This is a genomic window from Marinimicrobium hydrolyticum, from assembly GCF_030848505.1.
In the GTDB taxonomy this organism is placed as follows: Bacteria; Pseudomonadota; Gammaproteobacteria; order Pseudomonadales; family Cellvibrionaceae; genus JAVDDU01.
This window is the reverse complement of record NZ_JAVDDU010000004.1, coordinates 280,733-298,508: the sequence shown is the minus strand read 5'-3', so window position 1 is coordinate 298,508 and position 17,776 is coordinate 280,733. Positions and strand designations below refer to the sequence as shown.

The following is a 17,776-nucleotide window of genomic DNA, read 5'->3' as shown; positions in this document are numbered from 1 at the left end:
TCCAAGGCCTTAGAACATCAACAGGAGAGGCTCCATGACCACCATTTTATCCAAGCGCACCATCCAAACAGCGCTTTTATGCCTTCTTTTGGGCGCGGGATACAGTATCGCGGACTCCGCCACCCGCTTGGAGCCGACGGGAGCTCCCGTACCGGTTGAAAGTCAAACCCAAGCCGAGACTCAGGCGAGCTCGACAATCGAAACGTCCAGCACGGAGCGAAACCAAGGCAGCGTTGATCAAGGCGTAACTGAACAGCTTCAATTGGCTTTAAAGGAAAAAGGCGCTGAGGGCTTCGATTGGGGGCTCTTAATTCCCATTGTAGCCATTGCTTTTATTTTTGGCGGGCCAATTGTCTTGATAATCGTAATAGCGGTTCTCCACTACCGGTCGAAAAACCGGCGGGCTCAAATAAAGGCAGAGTTGACCCTTAGGGCTTTGGAAACGGGCCGCGAATTACCGACAGAGCTGGCCGAGCAGAATAACCGGGCGACCCCAGAGGACAATCTGCGCAAAGGGGTGAAAAATGTCGGTCTGGGTATTGGCGTGGTGGCGGGACTCTCGTTTTTGGTGGGTTTCGACATAGGTGCACTGGGCTTTGTACTGGTGGCTATAGGTGGGGCCCAGCTCGTGCTTTGGAAGCTGGAAAGCCCACGAAAAAACGACCCGGCCTAGGAACAGGGCTCCATGTCAATTTCCGATCAGGCGCTGATTGCCCGAGTGGTGGCCAAACAGGATCAGCACGCGTTTGCGCAGTTGGTCTTGCGCTACCAATCACAGCTGCGCACCTGGGCGCGACGGCTCTGTGATGGCGATCATCACTTGGCGGACGATTTGGCTCAAGAGGCGTTTATCAAAGCCTACGCTGCACTTCCTGCCTACAGAGCCGAGGCCAAATTTTCGACTTGGCTGTACCGCATTACGTTCAACATCGCTGCCAATCGCTGGCGCGCCAAAAAACTTCAGTGGTGCCAGTTGGACGAGCGCGACCAGCAAGATGAAGCAAGCAATGAAGTACACGATTTTGCCGTAAAGAGAGATGTCGAGGCGGCCATCCGTCAGCTAAGCGCACCCCAACAACTGGCCATAAAACTGAGTTTCGAGGATGGGTTTTCCCACAGCGAGGTGGCGGAAATCATGGGCGTGCCTCTTGGAACCGTAAAAACCCATGTGCTGCGCGGCAAGCAGAAACTGGAGCAACTACTCGCTTCTTGGAGTAACGACGAATGAACCGAAAAGATAACTTCGAAGAGTTCCTGTCTCGGGAGCTAAGCGCGAAGCAAACCTACCCGGCTGACGACGGATTTACCGAGCAAGTGCTGGCAAAGCTGCCTGCGCCCAAGCCAACCCACTCTTGGTGGCAACGGCCTCTGACCTTACTGCCAGTACTTTTGATCGGGTTACTGGTTCTCAGCCAGCTGTCGCTTGTGGAAAACGCCATGCAACTTTTGCATTTCGTGCTTACCGCCGATCCGACAACGCTGCTAAAGACGGGTGCGGCTATATCCGCTGGTATTCTTTTAGCCAGCTTCACGTGGCTCGCCCGAGAAATGGACTTGGTATAACTCCTTAATCAAAAGGGAAATTATTGGAATGAAAAACTTTATGGACAACTCTAGATTGTGGGTGTTTACCCTTCTGGCCTATGGTATTTCCTGGGCCTGCTGGCTTCCCATCATCATGGACATAGATGGAAATTTGTTTCAGTCTTCAGCGAGCACTCTAGTCCTGTTTTTTCTGGGCGCCTACGGTCCAACGATCGCGGCAGTGGTATTGACCTGGTACTTTGATGGTCGAGCGGGCCTAGCGGCCTTAATGAAAAAATTGATTCTATGGCGAGTAGGGTTACGTTGGATTGCTCTAGCATTGCTGGTAGGTCCCGGCATTTATGCCCTCTCCACCGCCATCTATTCACTGTTGGGAGGAGAATTAGGTCAGATCAATCTTGGTCTTTTGCCTTGGATTCCCGTAGTAGTCGTAGTGTCGATCGTGCTTGGACCGCTGGCAGAAGAGTTGGGTTGGCGTGGCTTCGCCCTCCCCTGCCTGGACACTAAAAATCATTTTGTCGCATCCAGTATCTTGATAGGGATCATTTGGGCTATTTGGCACGCACCTTTGTTTTGGGCCGAAACCGGCACCGCCGTAAGTGGTTTGCCAATCACCATCTTTTCTGTTGGTCTTTTTCTGTTGGCGGTAATCGGCTCCAGCTTCATCTATACCTGGATGTTTCGTCACACTTCGGGAAGTGTCTTGATCGCGGTGATACTTCACCTGAGTATGAACGCCAGTGGCACCACAACCGCCATGCTCTTTCCGGACATAGGTACTGAAAGTAAACAGACCATGTACTTAGTTTATGTGGCGGTAATCTGGATGCTGATCTTCATCGCAGGAGCTGTTCGTTTCTGTCAGAAACGAGTGGCTGAAAAACGCTCTCTGAGAGCAGCTCTGGATTAGCGTTCAGATACCTTTGGACCAACGAAACTATGGGTAACTGCAATGCCACCGAAGGAATGGGCAGCGTTCAATTCCCCCCTCTGGTTTGATGGACACGCCAAAAAATAACCTCCGGCGTCAAGTGTTCATCAAACGGAAATTTTTCCTCGACACAGGCAATCCGTTGTTCTAACGTTTTGAATTCCAAATCACCACGGCATTAACGAGGGAGCTGTTTATGCGGTGTCTAATGGCAAAAATCTGTCTGCTCAGTCTCACAGTGCTTTCTCTTCACGTGCACGGCGTTACCGTCGACAAATTCTACGACCGCGAACAGTCGGCTATTGACTACTGCATCGATTGGATGGAGGACAATGGCGACCTGCAGTTGGCGGGCACAGTACAGACGCCGCTTCTGTTTAGTGTGCGCGGTGATGTCTTATGCTTAGATGGAAATTTCACGTTAGGTGACGACCGAAAGGTTATGTCTGTCATTGAAGCGGTGGAAATGAATGACGATGTGATCATGGTAATTCGCTCCCCTGGCGGCGAAATCGATTCCGCTATGACCATCGCCGAATGGCTGCTCTCCAAAAACAGTACCGTGGTGGTTCATGAGTACTGTGCATCCGCCTGCGCAAATTACATTCTTCCCGTTGGCGATCGGAAGATTGTGTTGGATCACGGCCTTGTTATGTTTCACGGCGGCGCGCAGATGGATATTCTTAGTGATGTTGCGGATGAGGTGTATCACATCTATGAACTGAAAGGCCAAGAAGGAGCCGAGGAAAACATCGAAGCCATCCGCAAAGATTTACAACGCCAAGTAGACCGTCAGGAAACCCTCATGGAGCGGGCCGGCGTAAGTCGACACTTTTTTCGTTGGATGGATTTGTACGCCTATATGCCAGAGGAAGAGCGTCTTAAACACTGTCCACCAAGAACGCACATGCGGGTTTACTCTCCCGAAAAGCTCAGCACGTTTGGCTATGAATACACCGTCTATCAAGGCCCTACCTCACAGGAGGAAATCGATTCGATTCCATTGTTACGGGATCTAGAACCAGTCATCTGCTACTGGGATTGAGTCATTCGCGGCTTCACTTTACGAAAGGAGGCCGCGAACCCTGGATCTGCCAGCGCCACAGCCACTCCATCGGCCCCTGGCGAAAACAACTTAGCCATAGGCGACTGGCGATCAACTGCATAACAAAAATGCCCAAGCACCATAACAGTAACTTAGCCAGAGAAAACTCGGCGAACAGGCCAAGCCCAAAGCCATAAAACACTGGGACGCAAAACGCAGACTGGGCCAGATAATTGGTCAGTGCCATGCGCCCTGCGGGCGCAAAGGTAGATCGAACCCCGGCCGCCACTGGACCGTTGTTGTTCCACCACAGTGTCAATAACGCCGCATAGCCTACAGCTGTTAGTGGCGCGGCTATGGTTTCCAGCGTCACGAATAACCAACTGTATATACCATCGCCAAAGATCAGCATTCGTTCGAGTGATGCTATCACCAGGGCTACAGGGAGCCCGGCTAAGGCAACCAGTAGCAACGGTTTCCGGTAGGCATTGTCTGCTTCAGCCAAGTGCAATCGAGCGCCCACAGCGCCGATGAGAAACATGGTTAACACTCGCAGAGGTTGAAGGTCTTCGATGCGGTCCAGGGCAATCCCCAAGGACAAGAGTGCGTTGGTTCCCACGACTTCACCGTAAGTGCCACGTGCCATATCCGGTACGCCGGCTTGCAGCTGCTCTACATAGACGGTACTCCAACCCCCGGCTGGTTCAAAGGTAAGAATCAACCAGCGTCCCACGGCAGTAATCAATAAAAGTAGGGCTACGGCGACCCAAAGAGTTCCTACCTTAGCGTTCAAGAACGGCGTAAGAAACAGCCCTAAAAACGCGTAGAGAAACAAGATGTCCCAGGGCCACAAAAATACCGCGTGAGCAAGCCCAATCACCATTAGCCCGACCATGCGGCGAAGATGATAGCGGCCGCCCTTTTTCCCCGCTAACATAACAAAGCTGTAGCCAAACAGCAGGGAAAACAAACTGTAGAATTTGTCGTGGGCGACGATGGTTAGAAATCGATGAATCTCCGAATCGAAATCGGACCAGGATAAACTTGCGCGGCCTTCGGTGCCAAGAAATCCCCAGCCGGAGAACATTTGAATGTTCACCACCAGGATTCCCAGAAGGGCAAAGCCCCTTAAAGCATCCAGGCTTTCAATGCGACCGCTGTTGGTCATTGAGCAACTCCCTGCCGTCGAATTCCACATTAGTTACGTTGGCCGAGACAAGACCCCCTCAAGACAAGGGAACCAAACGCAACAGGCCGTAGTCGGACCCCTAGAATTTGCATGGCGTCCTTCACCGCGAGCGGCAGCCAAAAGCAAGACTTTTTCAATTTGCTTACCGGAGCTGTTTTCCAATGCGCTTACCCCGAGCTGTTCGATCCTTCACCTCACATGTTTTGCGACCGGCGTTGTTGCCATTGGTTCTATTGGCACCCTTATCGGCACTGGCTGATCTGTCCGGTATGGCGGAAGAAATGCAACGCATTGACGATGAGATGCCGGGAAATCTTGGTGTCTACATCAAGCGGCTCTCGGACGGTGCTGAAGTCAATCATCGAACGGACCGGGACTGGTACTTGGCGTCTACAACGAAAATCCCTTTGGGCATCGCCGTATTGCAGCTAGAGGAAGACGGTGTTTTTGATAGGGAACACAAGCTGGAGTTGCAGAGCTCGGATTTCATCGACGGCTCCGGCCAATTACTTCTCGCACAACCGGGAAGTCGTTACACGATCGACGAGTTGAATAAAAACTCCATCCAGGACAGTGACAGCACCGCCACTGACATGCTGATCCGTTTTATCGGAGAAGACGACTTTAATAAGCACGTGCAAGCGCGAATTTCGTCCGAGGGCTTTGGCCCGATCACTACGATTGTCGCTGTACGTCACGACACCTACAGTGAAGTTCATGGCAGCGCCAAGTCGTTAAGCAATGCCGACATTATGGACATTCGTAGAGCATCCCCGCACTCCGCGCGCTTCGAAACCTTGTTGGAAAAGCTCGGGTTGTCTGCCGACGATACGGAACTGTCCAGTTATGGGGAAGCGTTCGAGCAGTACTACAAACACGGCAAAAACTCCGGCAGTTTGGTGGCCATGGGGGAAGTGCTGGAGCGTTTGATTCAGGGTGAATACCTGAATGAGGAAAACACCGAACGGCTGTTGGGCTATATGAAAAACGTCAGCACCGGGCGGGCGCGTCTTCAGGCTGGCCTGCCGGGGGATGCGGTACTCGCCCACAAAACCGGCACACAGGTAGCGCGTGCCTGTAACGTGGGCATATTGAATGCGCACAAGCCGGAAGATGCGGTGATCGTGGCGACCTGTGCGGAGCAGTACGGCCAGATAGCGAATGCTGAAAAAGCTTTCGCCAGCATAGGCGCAGCCCTTACCGAGGCCGGTTTAGTGGTTGACTGAACCGCCTGTCCCATCGGCTCGGGTCCGGGCTTAAAAATCTCCGCTTTGCCCGGACTCGTAACTGATCAATTTGCCCTTACTTTTTTCCACATCCAGCAACTGTGACAACACCTTTCTGGCGGAATCGCTTTCAGCGCGCTCATACAAGTGTGAGTACAAGTCGATCAGCTGATCGTGAAGATTGGCAATTTCAGCCGCTATTTCACCGGTATCCATCTCGCCAAAGGGTATTTTGCTGAGATCCCGCTCAACGATATTGTGTCGGTCCGTATAGGTGTAAAACCAGGTGTCCAGCGGGCCCAGATCGCTCTCCTTTTGGAAAGTATCCAGGGTTCTGGCAAGTGTATCCTCGTGTTCGGAGAGGTACTCGAGCAGCAGTTTTTCTCGCTCTGGGGGCGACTGGTCGGCGCTGGAGACCAGATTGTCTGCCAACTGTCGGTGCAGTTTCTGGGTGATCTCCAGTATGTCGTTCATGGTTTCGGGCTTCATCACCATGCTAGTACTCCTTAGCTTAGTCAGTGACCGAACGGTTAGCACCAGTATAAATATTTTCTAGCTCCCCGTCAGGCGGCACCCGAGTCCCTTGCTCTTATCTTTCGTTTCGGTACAATATGTTTCGAAACGAAACTTAATGTGCCGATCTAATGAGCAAACGCAACACACAGCAGCGTCGTCGGGCCATCATCGACACCCTGAACTCCAGCGGGGAGGTCAGTGTTGAAGCGCTGGCGCACCAGTTCGCCACCTCTGAAGTCACCATCCGTAAGGATTTGGCGGCTTTGGAGGCCAACGGCCTGTTGTTGCGTCGTTATGGTGGAGCCGTGCCGGTACCCCAGGAAATGATGGCGGACGCCGGGGCGGAAAAAATTTCGGAACGAAAGCAAGCCTTGGCGCAGGCGGCGGCGGAGCTGATTGCAGACCACAACCGAATCATCATCGACAGCGGCAGTACCACCGCTGCCCTGCTGCCGGAATTGTCCTCTAAACAGGGCCTGGTGGTTATGACCAACTCCCTGCACATCGCCAACGCACTGCGGGAGCTGGAGAATGAACCCACGCTGCTGATGACCGGAGGTACCTGGGACCCCCGGTCAGAAGGGTTTCAGGGCCAGCTGGCCGAGCAGGTACTGCGCTCCTACAACTTTGACCAACTCTTTATCGGCGCGGACGGCCTTGACCTGGATCGGGGCACCACGACGTTCAACGAACTCTATAGTCTGAGCCAGGTCATGGCAGAAGTGGCGCGGGAAGTGGTGGTTATGGCGGAGTCGGAAAAACTGGGCCGCAAAATTCACAATTTGGAGCTTCCCTGGTCCGCCATCGCGGTCCTGGTAACCGACCGGGATTTTCCCGACCTCGCGACGGAGCGGTTGGAAAAACACGGTGTGCGGGTAATTCGGGCATGAGAACTAACGCGCAAAAAACGAATTTAACTGACTATTCAAAACGTTATTTGACATTTAAAGGAGTGACATTATGTGTGGCATTGTAGGCGCAGTAGCGCAAAGGGATGTGGTTGAAATTCTAGTCGAAGGTCTTCGCCGCCTGGAATATCGGGGTTACGACTCCGCCGGGGTCGCGGTGGTGAATAACGCTGGCGAGCTGCAGCGGGTGCGGCGCCTGGGTAAAGTCCAGGCCCTAACAGACGCCTTGTCTGAAACCCCAACTCCGGGCGGCACAGGCATAGCCCATACCCGCTGGGCCACCCATGGGGAGCCCAGCGAGCGCAATGCCCACCCTCACCTGTCCAACAACGATCTGGCGGTGGTGCATAACGGTATTATTGAAAACCACGCGGCTTTGCGTCGTCGCTTGGAAGAAGCGGGCTATCGTTTCGATTCCGACACCGACACCGAAGTCATCGCCCACTTGGTGCACTACAACCGTCAGAACACCGCCAGCCTGTTAGAGGCCATGCAAGCCACCGCTCAAGAGCTGGAAGGCGCTTATGGCACTGTACTTTTGGATCGTGCCGATCCGGAGCGTCTGGTCGTCGCCCGCTCCGGCAGCCCGCTGGTAATTGGCTTGGGTATCGGCGAAAACTTTATCGCTTCGGACCAACTGGCTTTGCTGCCCGTTACGCGCCGGTTCATCTTTTTGGAAGAAGGCGACGTGGCGGAGATTACTCGTAGCGACGTTCGAATTTTCGACAAAAGCGGCGCGCCGGTGGAGCGTGAAATCCACGAATCCACCGCCAGTTATGACGCCGGTGACAAAGGCCCCTATCGGCATTACATGCTCAAGGAAATCTACGAGCAGCCCCAGGCTGTGGCCAACACCCTAGAAGGTCGCTTGAGCGAAACCGGCGTTTTGGACGAGACGTTTGGTAACGGCGCGACCGAACTTTTCAAGCAGGTCAAACATGTACAGATCGTCGCCTGCGGCACCAGCTACCACTCCGCCATGGTGGCGCGCTATTGGCTGGAATGCTTCGGCGGTGTGTCCTGCAATGTGGAGATCGCCAGCGAATTCCGCTACCGGAAATCCTATGTGCAACCGAATAGCCTGGTAGTGACCATCAGCCAATCCGGGGAAACCGCGGACACCCTGGCGGCGTTGCGTCTGGCGAAAGACCTCGGTTACCTAGGCAGCTTGGCGATATGCAATGTGGCCGGATCATCCCTGGTACGGGAGTCCGATCTAGCCTTTATGACCCGCGCGGGCGCTGAAATTGGCGTGGCCTCCACCAAAGCCTTTACCACTCAATTGGTGGGCCTGGCCATGTTGGTTTTGGCCATCGGCAAATACAACGGCTTGAGCGAAGACGAACAACACGGCATGGTGCTGGCGCTGAAAAACCTGCCCGGCAAGCTGGATGAAACCTTGGAGCTGGCCAGTCAGATTGAGGAGCTTGCCGAAGAGTTCGCCGACAAACACCACTCCCTGTTTTTGGGCCGCGGCGAACAATACCCCATCGCGATGGAAGGAGCGCTGAAGCTCAAGGAGATTTCTTACATCCATGCAGAAGCCTATGCCGCTGGCGAACTCAAACATGGCCCCCTGGCCCTGATTGATGCGGACATGCCCATTATCGTCGTGGCGCCCAACAACGACTTGCTGGAAAAACTCAAATCCAACGTGGAAGAAGTGCGCGCTCGTGGGGGTATTCTGTACGTGTTTGCGGACAGCGAAGCACACTTCGAGTCTGACGCCACCATGCGCGTTATCAATCTGCCCCACACCCGCTGGCTGGCGCCAATTTTGTACACCATCCCCCTTCAGCTGCTGAGCTACTACGTGGCCATCATTAAAGGCACGGATGTGGATCAGCCGCGCAATCTGGCCAAAAGTGTGACTGTGGAATAGAAAATTGACGTCGGGACCGCAAGGAAGCGGTCCCCACTGTAGGAAAATCGCAGTTTTTAGCCATTCATACCGTTATTTCGCCATTCGGCACCTTTCTGGCCCCTCCAAGCGGTTCAACATAGAAGCTGGCGCTATCAACTAAGGAGATAGCACCATGAAATTCTACCGGACCACACTAACCTTCATACTTGCACTATTTAGCACCGTGACCATGGCGGCTGCGCCGCAAAACCTGTCTGAACTGCAGCAGGCCCTCAACACCATTCAACAGGAGACTGGCGTACCCAGTATCGGCGTCGCACTGGTCGACAGCGATGGCCCGGTCTGGGTCTCGGCTATTGGTCAGGCGGATATTGAACACCAAAAGCCGGCCACGGCGGACAGCATCTACCGGATGGGCTCAGTCTCCAAGATGTTCGCGGGTGTGGCGGTCATGCAATTGGTAGATCAAGGTCGTCTGTCTCTGGAAGACCGGCTCGCGGATTTGCTCCCGGAATTTGAGTTTCAGAATCGCTGGGAGGAGACCGACCCGATACGGGTTGTCCACCTTCTCGAGCACACCACCGGCTGGGACGTGCATCTGGGCGAATACGTCGGTGAATCCCCGGATAGCATGAGCCTGGAAGAAGGCTTAAATCGGCATACCGGCGGGCGCGTGTCGCGCTGGGTTCCGGGTACGCGCCAAACGTACAGCAACACTGGACCGGTAGTCGCCGCCGTGATTGTTGAGAAGCTAACCGGCATGAGCTTCGATGAATACTCCGAGCGTCACATCTTTGCGCCTCTGGGCATGGATTCCAGCGCGTTTGTAAAAACCCAAGCGTTTGAAGAACGGGGTGTGACCGGCTACACGCGGGAAGGGCCCACGCACTACCACCTTTTTCACACCCGCCCATCGTCATCGCTGAATGCCTCGCCCAAAGACATGGCAAACTACCTGGAAATGTTGATAAACCGCGGCGCCTATCAGGGGCAGCAATTTCTAAGCACTGATGCCGTAACTCGCATGGAAAATGGTGAAACCACCCTAGGCTCTAACGTAGGTATACATCCCGGTTACGGCCTGACGGTAGACGCGTTCGGCTACGAAGATTGGAATATCCCTTTCTATGGACATACCGGAGGAATTCCCGGCGGTGTTTCCGAAGTGATCTACCAGCCAGAGCTGGAAGCCGGCTACGCCTTTATGATGAACCAGGCTAATCGTGAAGCGTTTATGCGGGTTTCCGATACGCTGCGCGCCTACTTACTAAAAGATCAGGATCGCCGTGAGTTTGCACCGCAGCCCCTGCCCGAAAAATTTCAGAGCTTGAATGGTTTCTATGTACCGGTTAATCCCTTGTCCAGCGATATGAAGTTCATGTCCGATATTGGCGACGTGATGCGCTTTGAAACCAACGAAACCTATCTGCACCGCAGCCCGTTCTTTGGCGGCTGGAAAAGCAGCGATTACCAGCGCGAAGGTGCAAGCGAAGATGTTCTATTCTCAGACTGGACCGGTTTGCCGTCTGTTGCCATTGTCCACGACCCGCTGCTGGGTGAAACGGTACAAGTGGAAGGCAAGCTATACAAAAAAGTATCGCCAGTCGTTGTGTACGGCCGACTCATTTTGCTTGCCCTGAGTTTGATCTTGGTGATTAGCAGCTTCGTTTACCTGGCTGCATGGCTTCTGAAGCGCTTGGTCTCGAGAAAGCAAGAAAAGCCGGGTAACAAAATTCGTTTGGTTCCCGCCGCACTAAGCCTTCTGTTGCTGGCAATACCACTGTTCTTCATGGTATCGGGAACAGATCCATTGATGACCATGCAATCAACGTCCATCAGTATTTTTGTCTTCGTCGTGAGCCTGATATACCCCTTAGCGGTTATAGCAGCCCTCTACGCGCTCTACAGAGTCAAATCACTGGACGTCGCCAAAGGCGTATATTGGTACTCAGCCACAGTCGTTTTCGCACATGCTTTTCTGGCTACGTACTTGGGGTCCTACGGATTTCTGGCTTTCCGAGTATGGGCGTAGGTAGTTGGGTTGCGGAGGGCACTGAGGCGAGGTTGGCTGCAAATCAGCAGTTGACTGAAACAGAAGTGGAACTCGAAATACAGCCAGCCGTTTGAAAATATGAGTTCGCCCGCCTAGCGTAAAAAGGGGGGCGAACTCAAAGCTTTTAAGTTACTAAGCTAGGCAAGGCACTTTAAAATCTAAGCGTTGCACCCGCACTGTAGTGGTCACCATGTTGGTCTGTATAGTTGGCATCGATACTGAAATTCTCGGTAAAGAATTTGCGCGCTCTGATGCCTGTGGCTGAAAAACGGTCGCTTTCTAACGTGGTGCTGTGTGTGAGGCCAATACTAAAGGTTTGATTGATGTAGAAGTCGGCCCCAACGTCGACCATGTCAACAAAATCCGAATAGTGGTAGCGGCCGTCCAATGCGATGGCACTGCCCAAAACCTCCGTCACCCAGCGGGCGCCGATGTTCCAGGATTCACTTAAGTCCTGCCGCTCATAAAAAAAGCTGCTGATCTTTAAGCCATCAATAGGGGTTATACCGAGTTCGCCGCTTACCGTGGTACGGGAACCTTCATCAGAAAGTTCGTCATCTATCAAATTCGCCGCACGTTGGTACTGGTAGCTTCCGCGCGACACCGTCAAGCCAGCGAAGAGGATGCTATTGGGAATGTAGAATTCGGTGCTAACGGCATAGGTGTCGTTTGTCACATTGCTGTGCACCGTTCCATCAAACAAGAAGTTCTCCATATCGCCGTGTGTGTAATGCAGTGAAATGCTGCTGGCGCGCTGCAAGAAAGCCGCCTCTGCCCAGGGGCCCTGACGGATGTCTACCGAATTGAAGTAATAGGTGCCACTCAAGTGGTAGAAGTCGGAATTGGTGAAATCAGAATTCGAGTGACTGTAACGGGCGTTGATTTCGGACTGGTAAGTGCCGGCACTGGCGTACATTGGGAGGGATATGGCGCCTAAAGCGGCAAGAGAAACACATTTAACGGACTTCAACATAGCAACATCCTTTGAATTTAGTGTAGTGGTTCAGCTGAGAGCGAAACCGGTTTCCATAGCAGTGGCCTTTGCTGCGCTGCTGCTTTACCGACAAAGGTTGTTGGCATGAGTTCCCACAACCAAGTTCACTTTTGTGCAGGCGTTGAAGCGGCGCCCTGGAGGTCGCCGCGGATAGTATTCCCGCTTTCTCAATGGATCAAGATATTGCTTGCCCCACACGAGCATAACAATGAGCCTAAAGGCGTACCCCAGCTAATAATATCGCGGGGTGTTATTTTACTGAGCGCCGGACAACGCGGCTTGTAGGGTCGGATAAGACACGGGGTTAGTGTAACACGTTCAGCTCTCGGAAAATCCAGTTAGCCGACCCCCAACACCCGAGACAACCTGCTCCAATGACTTGCTAGGCTACCGTGAATAATGTTCAATCGATGCCTGTCCCGTATGATCTGCGTTCCGGAAGGCTGGTAGAAAACCAATGGGTGATTTAAAAATAAACTCCGCGCCCGAAGTCCTACTGGTCGAAGACGACCGGGATTTGGCCGGCAATATTATCGATTACCTCGCTTTGGTCGGCATAGAGTGTGATTACTGCGATAGTGCCGAGCGTGCATCAAGCCTTCTTGAAAGCAATCGCTACGATGTCATTGTGCTGGATATACAGCTGCCGGGTATAAACGGGTTTGACTGGTGCGCTGGGTTGCGCGCGAAATCCTTGGATACGCCGGTATTGATGCTAACCGCGCGTGATACCCTTGCCGACAAACTCACAGGGTTTGATTCCGGGGCAGAGGATTATGTCGTAAAGCCCTTTGACCTCATTGAGCTTGAGGCACGCTTGCGAGTCTTGCATCGACGATTTAATCGCCTGCCGGCCGTAAGCCGTGAACTCACGGTGGCCGATTTGCGAATGAACACGGACACACACTCAGTGAAGCGCGGTGATACGCCTCTGAAGCTCACTCGAGTCGGTTGGCAATTGTTGCGTGAGCTGATGCAGCAGTCCCCGCGTGTAGTTACCAAAGAAAATCTGGAACACCTCTTGTGGCCCGACAAACCGGCAAATTCTGAAGCACTCAAATCGCATATTTACAGCTTACGTAAGGCGGTCGATGAGGGGCATGAACTCAAGCTTATCCACACAATACGCGGTGTGGGTCTATGCTTAAAGCCCGACTAATGAGCCCGGCTCCATGATATTCAACCTTTCCCTACATAACCGCTTCCGCTTGTTGCTTATCGCGGTGGTCGCGGTGCTCTGTTTAACCATCGTTGTCATTTTGCCGCAGATCTATTTGCGCGGCATGATCGACTCCAGCTCGGGCGTGCTCTATGCCCAGGCCAACGATTTCGAGCAGCGGTATCTGCAAGATTCGTCTGCAGAGCCGGTGCAAACCAGGGAGCTCCTAAGCTACCTATCCTACGAAGAAATTCCCGAAAATTTGCGTCGTCGATTTCACATAAAAGATCTGGAGTTTGGGAGGACGTACTTGGAAGAGTGGCATGAGGATGGGACCATTATCGTCTGCTACTTCTACAAGCAACAGTTGGGAGAGACAGGCACTACCCTTTATCAATTTCAGAAAATCGATATTCAAAAGCGTCCGGAACATGCGTTTTCCACCATAAGACAAATTCAGATGGGGTTCGGAGTGGCGGCGATACTGCTGGTGCTCCTGGGGTCTTATATCCTGCTACGCCAAGTGGTGAGACCCATAAGCGCTCTGCACGGTTGGGTGCGGCAGTTGACGCCTCATGCCCCACCCGGAGATCTTCCTACGGCGATTAAAAAAGACGAGATCGGTGAAGTTGCTCACGAGTTGAAACAGAGCTTGCAGCAAAACTACCAGCTCTACGCCAGAGAAAAGAAATTTCTGGAGAGTGCTAGCCATGAACTGCGAACGCCTGTCTCGGTGGTGCGCAACGCGGCGGAACTGATCCGCAAACAGCTTGAGATGGGGCGCAGCGACTTTACTCAACCACTAGCACGCATTGAGCGTTCCGGCCAGACGATGAAAGCGGTTATCGACAGCTTGCTCTGGTTGAGTCGCATTGAAAGTCAGGGCGTAGAAGATCCCTCGCCTGTGGCGGTGGCCAAGTTGGTACAAGTTGTAGCGGCCGAGGCGTTTAGCGAAGATGAACAAGCGTGGACTCTAGCAACTCCAAGTGCAGACATTTATTGGTGTGTTCCCCCTACCCTTCTCGAAATCTGTCTAAGAAATATGCTCACCAACGCGTCCAAGCATGCGCTCGATCGGCGTGCGAACATCATTCTTGAAGAAAACCGAATCGTGGTGAGAAACACCGCTGCAGGATCGGTAAAGCTAAGCCAGGAGGACATTCTGGCATCCGGAATAGTCAGCAACAGAGGTTTTGGTATTGGCTTGTTGTTAACCGCGAAGATTGCCAAAGCACTCGACTGGCAATTTACGCTCACTATTTCGGAAGGTCTGGCTGAATCTGTTCTCACCGTGCCGCCGGGTGTTGTTACGAGAACACCCGATGCACAGGGGTCCCGTACTTAAATTCACTTAGAATTCACCTTGATTTAGTAGGCTCGCGTTTCCATTACAGCATCTGGAAACGAGCGCTATGTACAAACTCAGTCGACCTACCATTGCCTTTCACTGGCTGACGGCCATTACCATCCTCGGTCTCATGGGCTTGGGCTTCTATATGGCCAACACCAACACTAATTCTCTATATCCGCTACACAAAGCGCTTGGCGCCCTGTCTTTACTATTGATACTACCCAGGGTGGTTTGGAGACTGCGAGAAGGTTGGCCAAAACCGTTGGAGCCACATAAAAAACGGGAAATTACCGCCGCCCGAACTGTACATTGGGTGTTGTTGATTGCCATGGTTGGTATGCCAGTATCTGGCGTGATCATGAGCGCAACAAACGGCTATGGCTTATCCATTTTTGGCCTTGACGTGTTCCCACGCGTACCAGATCCCGCCAACCCGGGCGCCGTACTGATACCCTCTCCGTTTTGGGATACGCTGACCCGTTGGGTACATGAATGGCTGAGTTATTTGTTGGCCGGGGCCGTCGCCATCCATATTGCTGCGGCGATCAAGCATCATTTTTTCAATAAAGATCATACGCTGCGTAGAATGCTTAATTTCCGTCGCTAGCTAAAGTCGGTTCTCTCAGGACGACTTCGCCCTTGCGCCACAATCGCCATTCTCCAGGTTGGTAAACATCCCAGGTTTCATCACTGGTGAGTGGCTCGGTGACTATGACGCTGACGACATCATTGGGTGTGGTTTCGGATTCGAAATCCACCACCATATCCGCGTCCCTTAAGCGGGCCGGTCCGAAGGGGGCGCGGCGAGTAATACTGGCCATTTTGGTTGAGCAATAGGTGAACAGCCAGTCGCCATTGCTCAACAACAGGTTGAACACGCCTTGACGGGCGTAGCGTTTTGACAGTGTGACCAAGCAGTTAACCACTTCGTCCGTGGGTGTATCCCTGTCGCAGTGCCGGCGTAGATAGTTGAGGATATCGCAGAACAGCACTTCGCTATCGGTGGTGCCTACTGGCTCGTAAAATCCGGGCTCCGCTGAAAAATCCGATAGCTGGCCGTTATGGGCGAACACCCAGTAGCGGCCCCAAAGCTCCCGTGTAAACGGATGGGTGTTCGCCAGGCAGACTTTCCCCACGTTGGCTTGGCGGATATGGCAAATGGCCACCTCGCTTTTGATTGGGTGGGTTTGCACCATTTCGGCGATACGTGATGAGGCGCTTGCACCCACATCATGAAAGCAGCGAACCCCCTTGCCCTCGTAAAAAGCCACTCCCCATCCGTCTTTGTGGGGCCCGGTTTCACCGCCGCGGCGGGTTAGGCCGGTAAAGCTGAAGCACAGGTCGGTGGGGGTATTGGCACTCATGGCCAGCAGTTCACACATAAGTAACACACTATTAAACGGCGCTTAACTACGGAAAAAACCGCTTATCTCCATCGTATTCTGCGGAAACTAAGCGAGCGAAGTTTGACGAACGAAAGTGTACAAGCACCGTATTCGAAATTCATTCCGGCGGCTTGAGTAAGCCCGCCTAGATTTTAAGTCTACTGTGTCATTGTCCCACGAATCATCACCACTCGGCTTTCCTGCGCTAAGCGAAAATGGCTGTTGGCGACCGCCAGGCCACCCGCACTGTTGACCGCCAGCTTGTGTCCCATTTGGCCCTGCAGGCTGCCGTTTACGCTGGGAGGGTCGTCGCTGCCGGGAATCAGTTCTGGCTCAGTAAAGCTCTTGCCGCCGTCGGCGGAAAAGGCGAAGCCCAGTCCTTGGGCGCGTGAGCCGGGGTGTGGGTGATGCTCCCAGATCAGATACAACTGGCCTTCCCCGTCCACGTCGATGGTGGGCGCGCGGGCGCTCTCCGTCCCGGTGGTTGGCTGACTGACCTGCGTGGGTTCAGAGGCGGGCTGTCCATCGTGAAAAAGGTGGGCATGGAACACTTGGGCCTGATCATTGGGCCCGATGGAGCTGTGGGCGTACACCAAGTGTGCCCCGCCCACTTCGTCTCGTGCCAGACTTGGGGTATCGTCGTGACCATCGGTTGTGTGTACGGGCCCTTGAAGGTCGAAGCTATCACCACCGTCTGTCGAGTAGGCCCATTGGATGTTGGCCTGAGGGTCTTCTCCCTCGGTCCACGCTAAATAAATCGTGCCTTTTGTTCCAACGGCCAGAGCGGGAGCTCGGGCGGGTCGGTCGTGGTCGGCCACAACCTGGACGGCAGCGTTAAAACTCTCGCCATCATCGGTGGAGCGCCGCACGTAGAGTTCACCCTCGTACTCGGTCCAAGCCACGTAAATGTCTCCCTCGGGGCTCAATACAAAGTCCAGGCTACCGTTGTCCCATTGCTCCTCCGTTAGGCGGCCTTTGCCTGCGCCTTGGGTGGTTTGGGACAGGTTCAGCGGTTCGCTAAAGTTTTCGCCGCCGTCGGTGGAGCGGGCGAAAAATATCTCCCCGCCATGAGAGCCGCCTGAAAAAACAATTTCCTGCCAAAGCACATAAATGTGGCCCGAATCCGCCACTTGAATCCGGGGCAACCAGGAGAAAATATCCGGGCTGCCGGAGACGTTTACCGGCTCACCAAAGCGGGGTTGATCCTGGTCATCGTAGTATTGCAGAAATACATCCTGGGCTTGGTTATCGACCCACACCAGAACGGCGTCCCCGTCGTCCGTCAGTGCGGGCGTGGCATCGTCCAGATAGTGAAACTCCGAGTCGTTCATCTCCCAAGGACCGACCATGGCGTTACCGGTGGCCACCGTAACGGGCTCCCACCATTCGACGGGTTGGGGCTCTCGGTCCTTGGCGGCGAGTTGTCCGGCACCCAGGCCGAGCGCGCTAAGTAGAACAAGTAGCAGAAATTTTGTTCGCGAATCCATGATAGGCCTCCTGGCTGGTCGCTGAATACAGGGCGTGTCCACGGTGTCAGGCCATTTGAGTAGCCAGAATCGCTAAGGTTTAGTTTTCATCGGAGCAATCCGCGGGAAGGCGCCGAAAAATGC

Annotated in this window: 17 protein-coding genes; 12 read left to right on the top strand and 5 right to left on the bottom strand. The window is 53.6% G+C overall.

The features are described 5' to 3' along the window. Positions 1–34 precede the first annotated feature (34 nt). From RBH33_RS09915 to RBH33_RS09895, 5 genes are all read left to right on the top strand, one after another. Positions 35–673, top strand: coding sequence for a DUF6249 domain-containing protein (locus tag RBH33_RS09915; protein WP_306732021.1), 639 nt, complete (start codon positions 35–37; stop codon positions 671–673). Positions 674–685: 12 nt separating this feature from the next. Continuing rightward, positions 686–1,228 (top strand): RNA polymerase sigma factor, encoded by a 543-nt coding sequence (locus RBH33_RS09910; protein WP_306732020.1) that lies wholly within the window; start codon positions 686–688, stop codon positions 1,226–1,228. Beyond that, complete coding sequence (locus RBH33_RS09905; RefSeq protein ID WP_306732019.1) at positions 1,225–1,563, top strand: hypothetical protein; 339 nt, start codon at positions 1,225–1,227, stop codon at positions 1,561–1,563. Before RBH33_RS09910 ends, RBH33_RS09905 begins: the two co-directional genes overlap by 4 nt. Positions 1,564–1,591: 28 nt before the next feature. Continuing rightward, complete coding sequence (locus RBH33_RS09900) at positions 1,592–2,455, top strand: CPBP family intramembrane glutamic endopeptidase (RefSeq protein ID WP_306732018.1); 864 nt, start codon at positions 1,592–1,594, stop codon at positions 2,453–2,455. A gap of 229 nt (positions 2,456–2,684) precedes the next feature. Then, positions 2,685–3,521 (top strand): ATP-dependent Clp protease proteolytic subunit, encoded by an 837-nt coding sequence (locus RBH33_RS09895; RefSeq protein ID WP_306732017.1) that lies wholly within the window; start codon positions 2,685–2,687, stop codon positions 3,519–3,521. A gap of 13 nt (positions 3,522–3,534) precedes the next feature. Here the strand turns inward: RBH33_RS09895 and RBH33_RS09890 are convergent, their stop codons facing one another. After that, positions 3,535–4,689, bottom strand: coding sequence for a DUF418 domain-containing protein (locus tag RBH33_RS09890; RefSeq protein WP_306732016.1), 1,155 nt, complete (start codon positions 4,687–4,689; stop codon positions 3,535–3,537). A 182-nt stretch (positions 4,690–4,871) separates the two neighbouring features. Between RBH33_RS09890 and RBH33_RS09885 the strand changes: the two genes are divergently transcribed. Continuing rightward, positions 4,872–5,936 carry a serine hydrolase gene (locus RBH33_RS09885; protein WP_306732015.1) on the top strand — a complete coding sequence of 355 codons (1,065 nt, stop codon included), beginning with the start codon at positions 4,872–4,874 and terminating at the stop codon, positions 5,934–5,936. A gap of 30 nt (positions 5,937–5,966) precedes the next feature. Here the strand turns inward: RBH33_RS09885 and RBH33_RS09880 are convergent, their stop codons facing one another. After that, on the bottom strand, positions 5,967–6,431 hold the full coding sequence (locus RBH33_RS09880; protein ID WP_306732014.1) for a hypothetical protein: 465 nt from the start codon (positions 6,429–6,431) through the stop codon (positions 5,967–5,969). 149 nt (positions 6,432–6,580) lie between these two features. Between RBH33_RS09880 and RBH33_RS09875 the strand changes: the two genes are divergently transcribed. From RBH33_RS09875 to RBH33_RS09865, 3 genes are all read left to right on the top strand, one after another. Then, the gene (locus tag RBH33_RS09875; RefSeq protein WP_306732013.1) at positions 6,581–7,342 is read left to right on the top strand and encodes a DeoR/GlpR family DNA-binding transcription regulator; all 762 of its coding nucleotides are present in this window, start codon (positions 6,581–6,583) and stop codon (positions 7,340–7,342) included. A 70-nt stretch (positions 7,343–7,412) separates the two neighbouring features. Next, entirely contained in the window at positions 7,413–9,242 is a 1,830-nt protein-coding gene (gene glmS / locus RBH33_RS09870; RefSeq protein ID WP_306732012.1) for a glutamine--fructose-6-phosphate transaminase (isomerizing), read from the top strand. A 154-nt stretch (positions 9,243–9,396) separates the two neighbouring features. Further along, positions 9,397–11,256 carry a serine hydrolase domain-containing protein gene (locus RBH33_RS09865; protein ID WP_306732011.1) on the top strand — a complete coding sequence of 620 codons (1,860 nt, stop codon included), beginning with the start codon at positions 9,397–9,399 and terminating at the stop codon, positions 11,254–11,256. Positions 11,257–11,428: 172 nt separating this feature from the next. On the opposite strand, the gene RBH33_RS09860 is transcribed toward RBH33_RS09865, so the two are convergent. Continuing rightward, on the bottom strand, positions 11,429–12,250 hold the full coding sequence (locus RBH33_RS09860) for a putative porin (protein ID WP_306732010.1): 822 nt from the start codon (positions 12,248–12,250) through the stop codon (positions 11,429–11,431). A 478-nt stretch (positions 12,251–12,728) separates the two neighbouring features. Here RBH33_RS09860 and RBH33_RS09855 point away from each other — a divergent pair, with 478 nt between their 5' ends. The 3 genes from RBH33_RS09855 to RBH33_RS09845 all read left to right on the top strand — a co-directional run bounded on the left by RBH33_RS09855 (position 12,729) and on the right by RBH33_RS09845 (position 15,388). After that, complete coding sequence (locus RBH33_RS09855; protein WP_306732009.1) at positions 12,729–13,430, top strand: response regulator transcription factor; 702 nt, start codon at positions 12,729–12,731, stop codon at positions 13,428–13,430. Positions 13,431–13,443: 13 nt separating this feature from the next. After that, positions 13,444–14,775 (top strand): sensor histidine kinase, encoded by a 1,332-nt coding sequence (locus RBH33_RS09850; RefSeq protein WP_306732008.1) that lies wholly within the window; start codon positions 13,444–13,446, stop codon positions 14,773–14,775. A 67-nt stretch (positions 14,776–14,842) separates the two neighbouring features. Next, on the top strand, positions 14,843–15,388 hold the full coding sequence (locus tag RBH33_RS09845) for a cytochrome b (RefSeq protein WP_306732007.1): 546 nt from the start codon (positions 14,843–14,845) through the stop codon (positions 15,386–15,388). On the opposite strand, the gene RBH33_RS09840 is transcribed toward RBH33_RS09845, so the two are convergent. Beyond that, positions 15,372–16,163: a class II glutamine amidotransferase gene (locus RBH33_RS09840; RefSeq protein WP_306732006.1), complete on the bottom strand. Its 792-nt coding sequence runs from the start codon at positions 16,161–16,163 to the stop codon at positions 15,372–15,374. The two genes, RBH33_RS09845 and RBH33_RS09840, sit on opposite strands and share 17 nt — an antisense overlap. Before the next feature lie 161 nt (positions 16,164–16,324). Further along, positions 16,325–17,653, bottom strand: a complete 1,329-nt coding sequence (locus RBH33_RS09835; protein ID WP_306732005.1) for a sialidase family protein — start codon at positions 17,651–17,653, stop codon at positions 16,325–16,327. Positions 17,654–17,776: the final 123 nt, after the last annotated feature.

Coding starts and splice junctions, on each gene's coding strand:
- RBH33_RS09915 (WP_306732021.1), top strand. CDS start 35: ATGACCACCATTTTATCCAAGCGCACCATCCAAACAGCGCTTTTATGC.
- RBH33_RS09910 (WP_306732020.1), top strand. CDS start 686: ATGTCAATTTCCGATCAGGCGCTGATTGCCCGAGTGGTGGCCAAACAG.
- RBH33_RS09905 (WP_306732019.1), top strand. CDS start 1,225: ATGAACCGAAAAGATAACTTCGAAGAGTTCCTGTCTCGGGAGCTAAGC.
- RBH33_RS09900 (WP_306732018.1), top strand. CDS start 1,592: ATGAAAAACTTTATGGACAACTCTAGATTGTGGGTGTTTACCCTTCTG.
- RBH33_RS09895 (WP_306732017.1), top strand. CDS start 2,685: ATGGCAAAAATCTGTCTGCTCAGTCTCACAGTGCTTTCTCTTCACGTG.
- RBH33_RS09890 (WP_306732016.1), bottom strand. CDS start 4,689: ATGACCAACAGCGGTCGCATTGAAAGCCTGGATGCTTTAAGGGGCTTT.
- RBH33_RS09885 (WP_306732015.1), top strand. CDS start 4,872: ATGCGCTTACCCCGAGCTGTTCGATCCTTCACCTCACATGTTTTGCGA.
- RBH33_RS09880 (WP_306732014.1), bottom strand. CDS start 6,431: ATGGTGATGAAGCCCGAAACCATGAACGACATACTGGAGATCACCCAG.
- RBH33_RS09875 (WP_306732013.1), top strand. CDS start 6,581: ATGAGCAAACGCAACACACAGCAGCGTCGTCGGGCCATCATCGACACC.
- glmS (WP_306732012.1), top strand. CDS start 7,413: ATGTGTGGCATTGTAGGCGCAGTAGCGCAAAGGGATGTGGTTGAAATT.
- RBH33_RS09865 (WP_306732011.1), top strand. CDS start 9,397: ATGAAATTCTACCGGACCACACTAACCTTCATACTTGCACTATTTAGC.
- RBH33_RS09860 (WP_306732010.1), bottom strand. CDS start 12,250: ATGTTGAAGTCCGTTAAATGTGTTTCTCTTGCCGCTTTAGGCGCCATA.
- RBH33_RS09855 (WP_306732009.1), top strand. CDS start 12,729: ATGGGTGATTTAAAAATAAACTCCGCGCCCGAAGTCCTACTGGTCGAA.
- RBH33_RS09850 (WP_306732008.1), top strand. CDS start 13,444: ATGATATTCAACCTTTCCCTACATAACCGCTTCCGCTTGTTGCTTATC.
- RBH33_RS09845 (WP_306732007.1), top strand. CDS start 14,843: ATGTACAAACTCAGTCGACCTACCATTGCCTTTCACTGGCTGACGGCC.
- RBH33_RS09840 (WP_306732006.1), bottom strand. CDS start 16,163: ATGTGTGAACTGCTGGCCATGAGTGCCAATACCCCCACCGACCTGTGC.
- RBH33_RS09835 (WP_306732005.1), bottom strand. CDS start 17,653: ATGGATTCGCGAACAAAATTTCTGCTACTTGTTCTACTTAGCGCGCTC.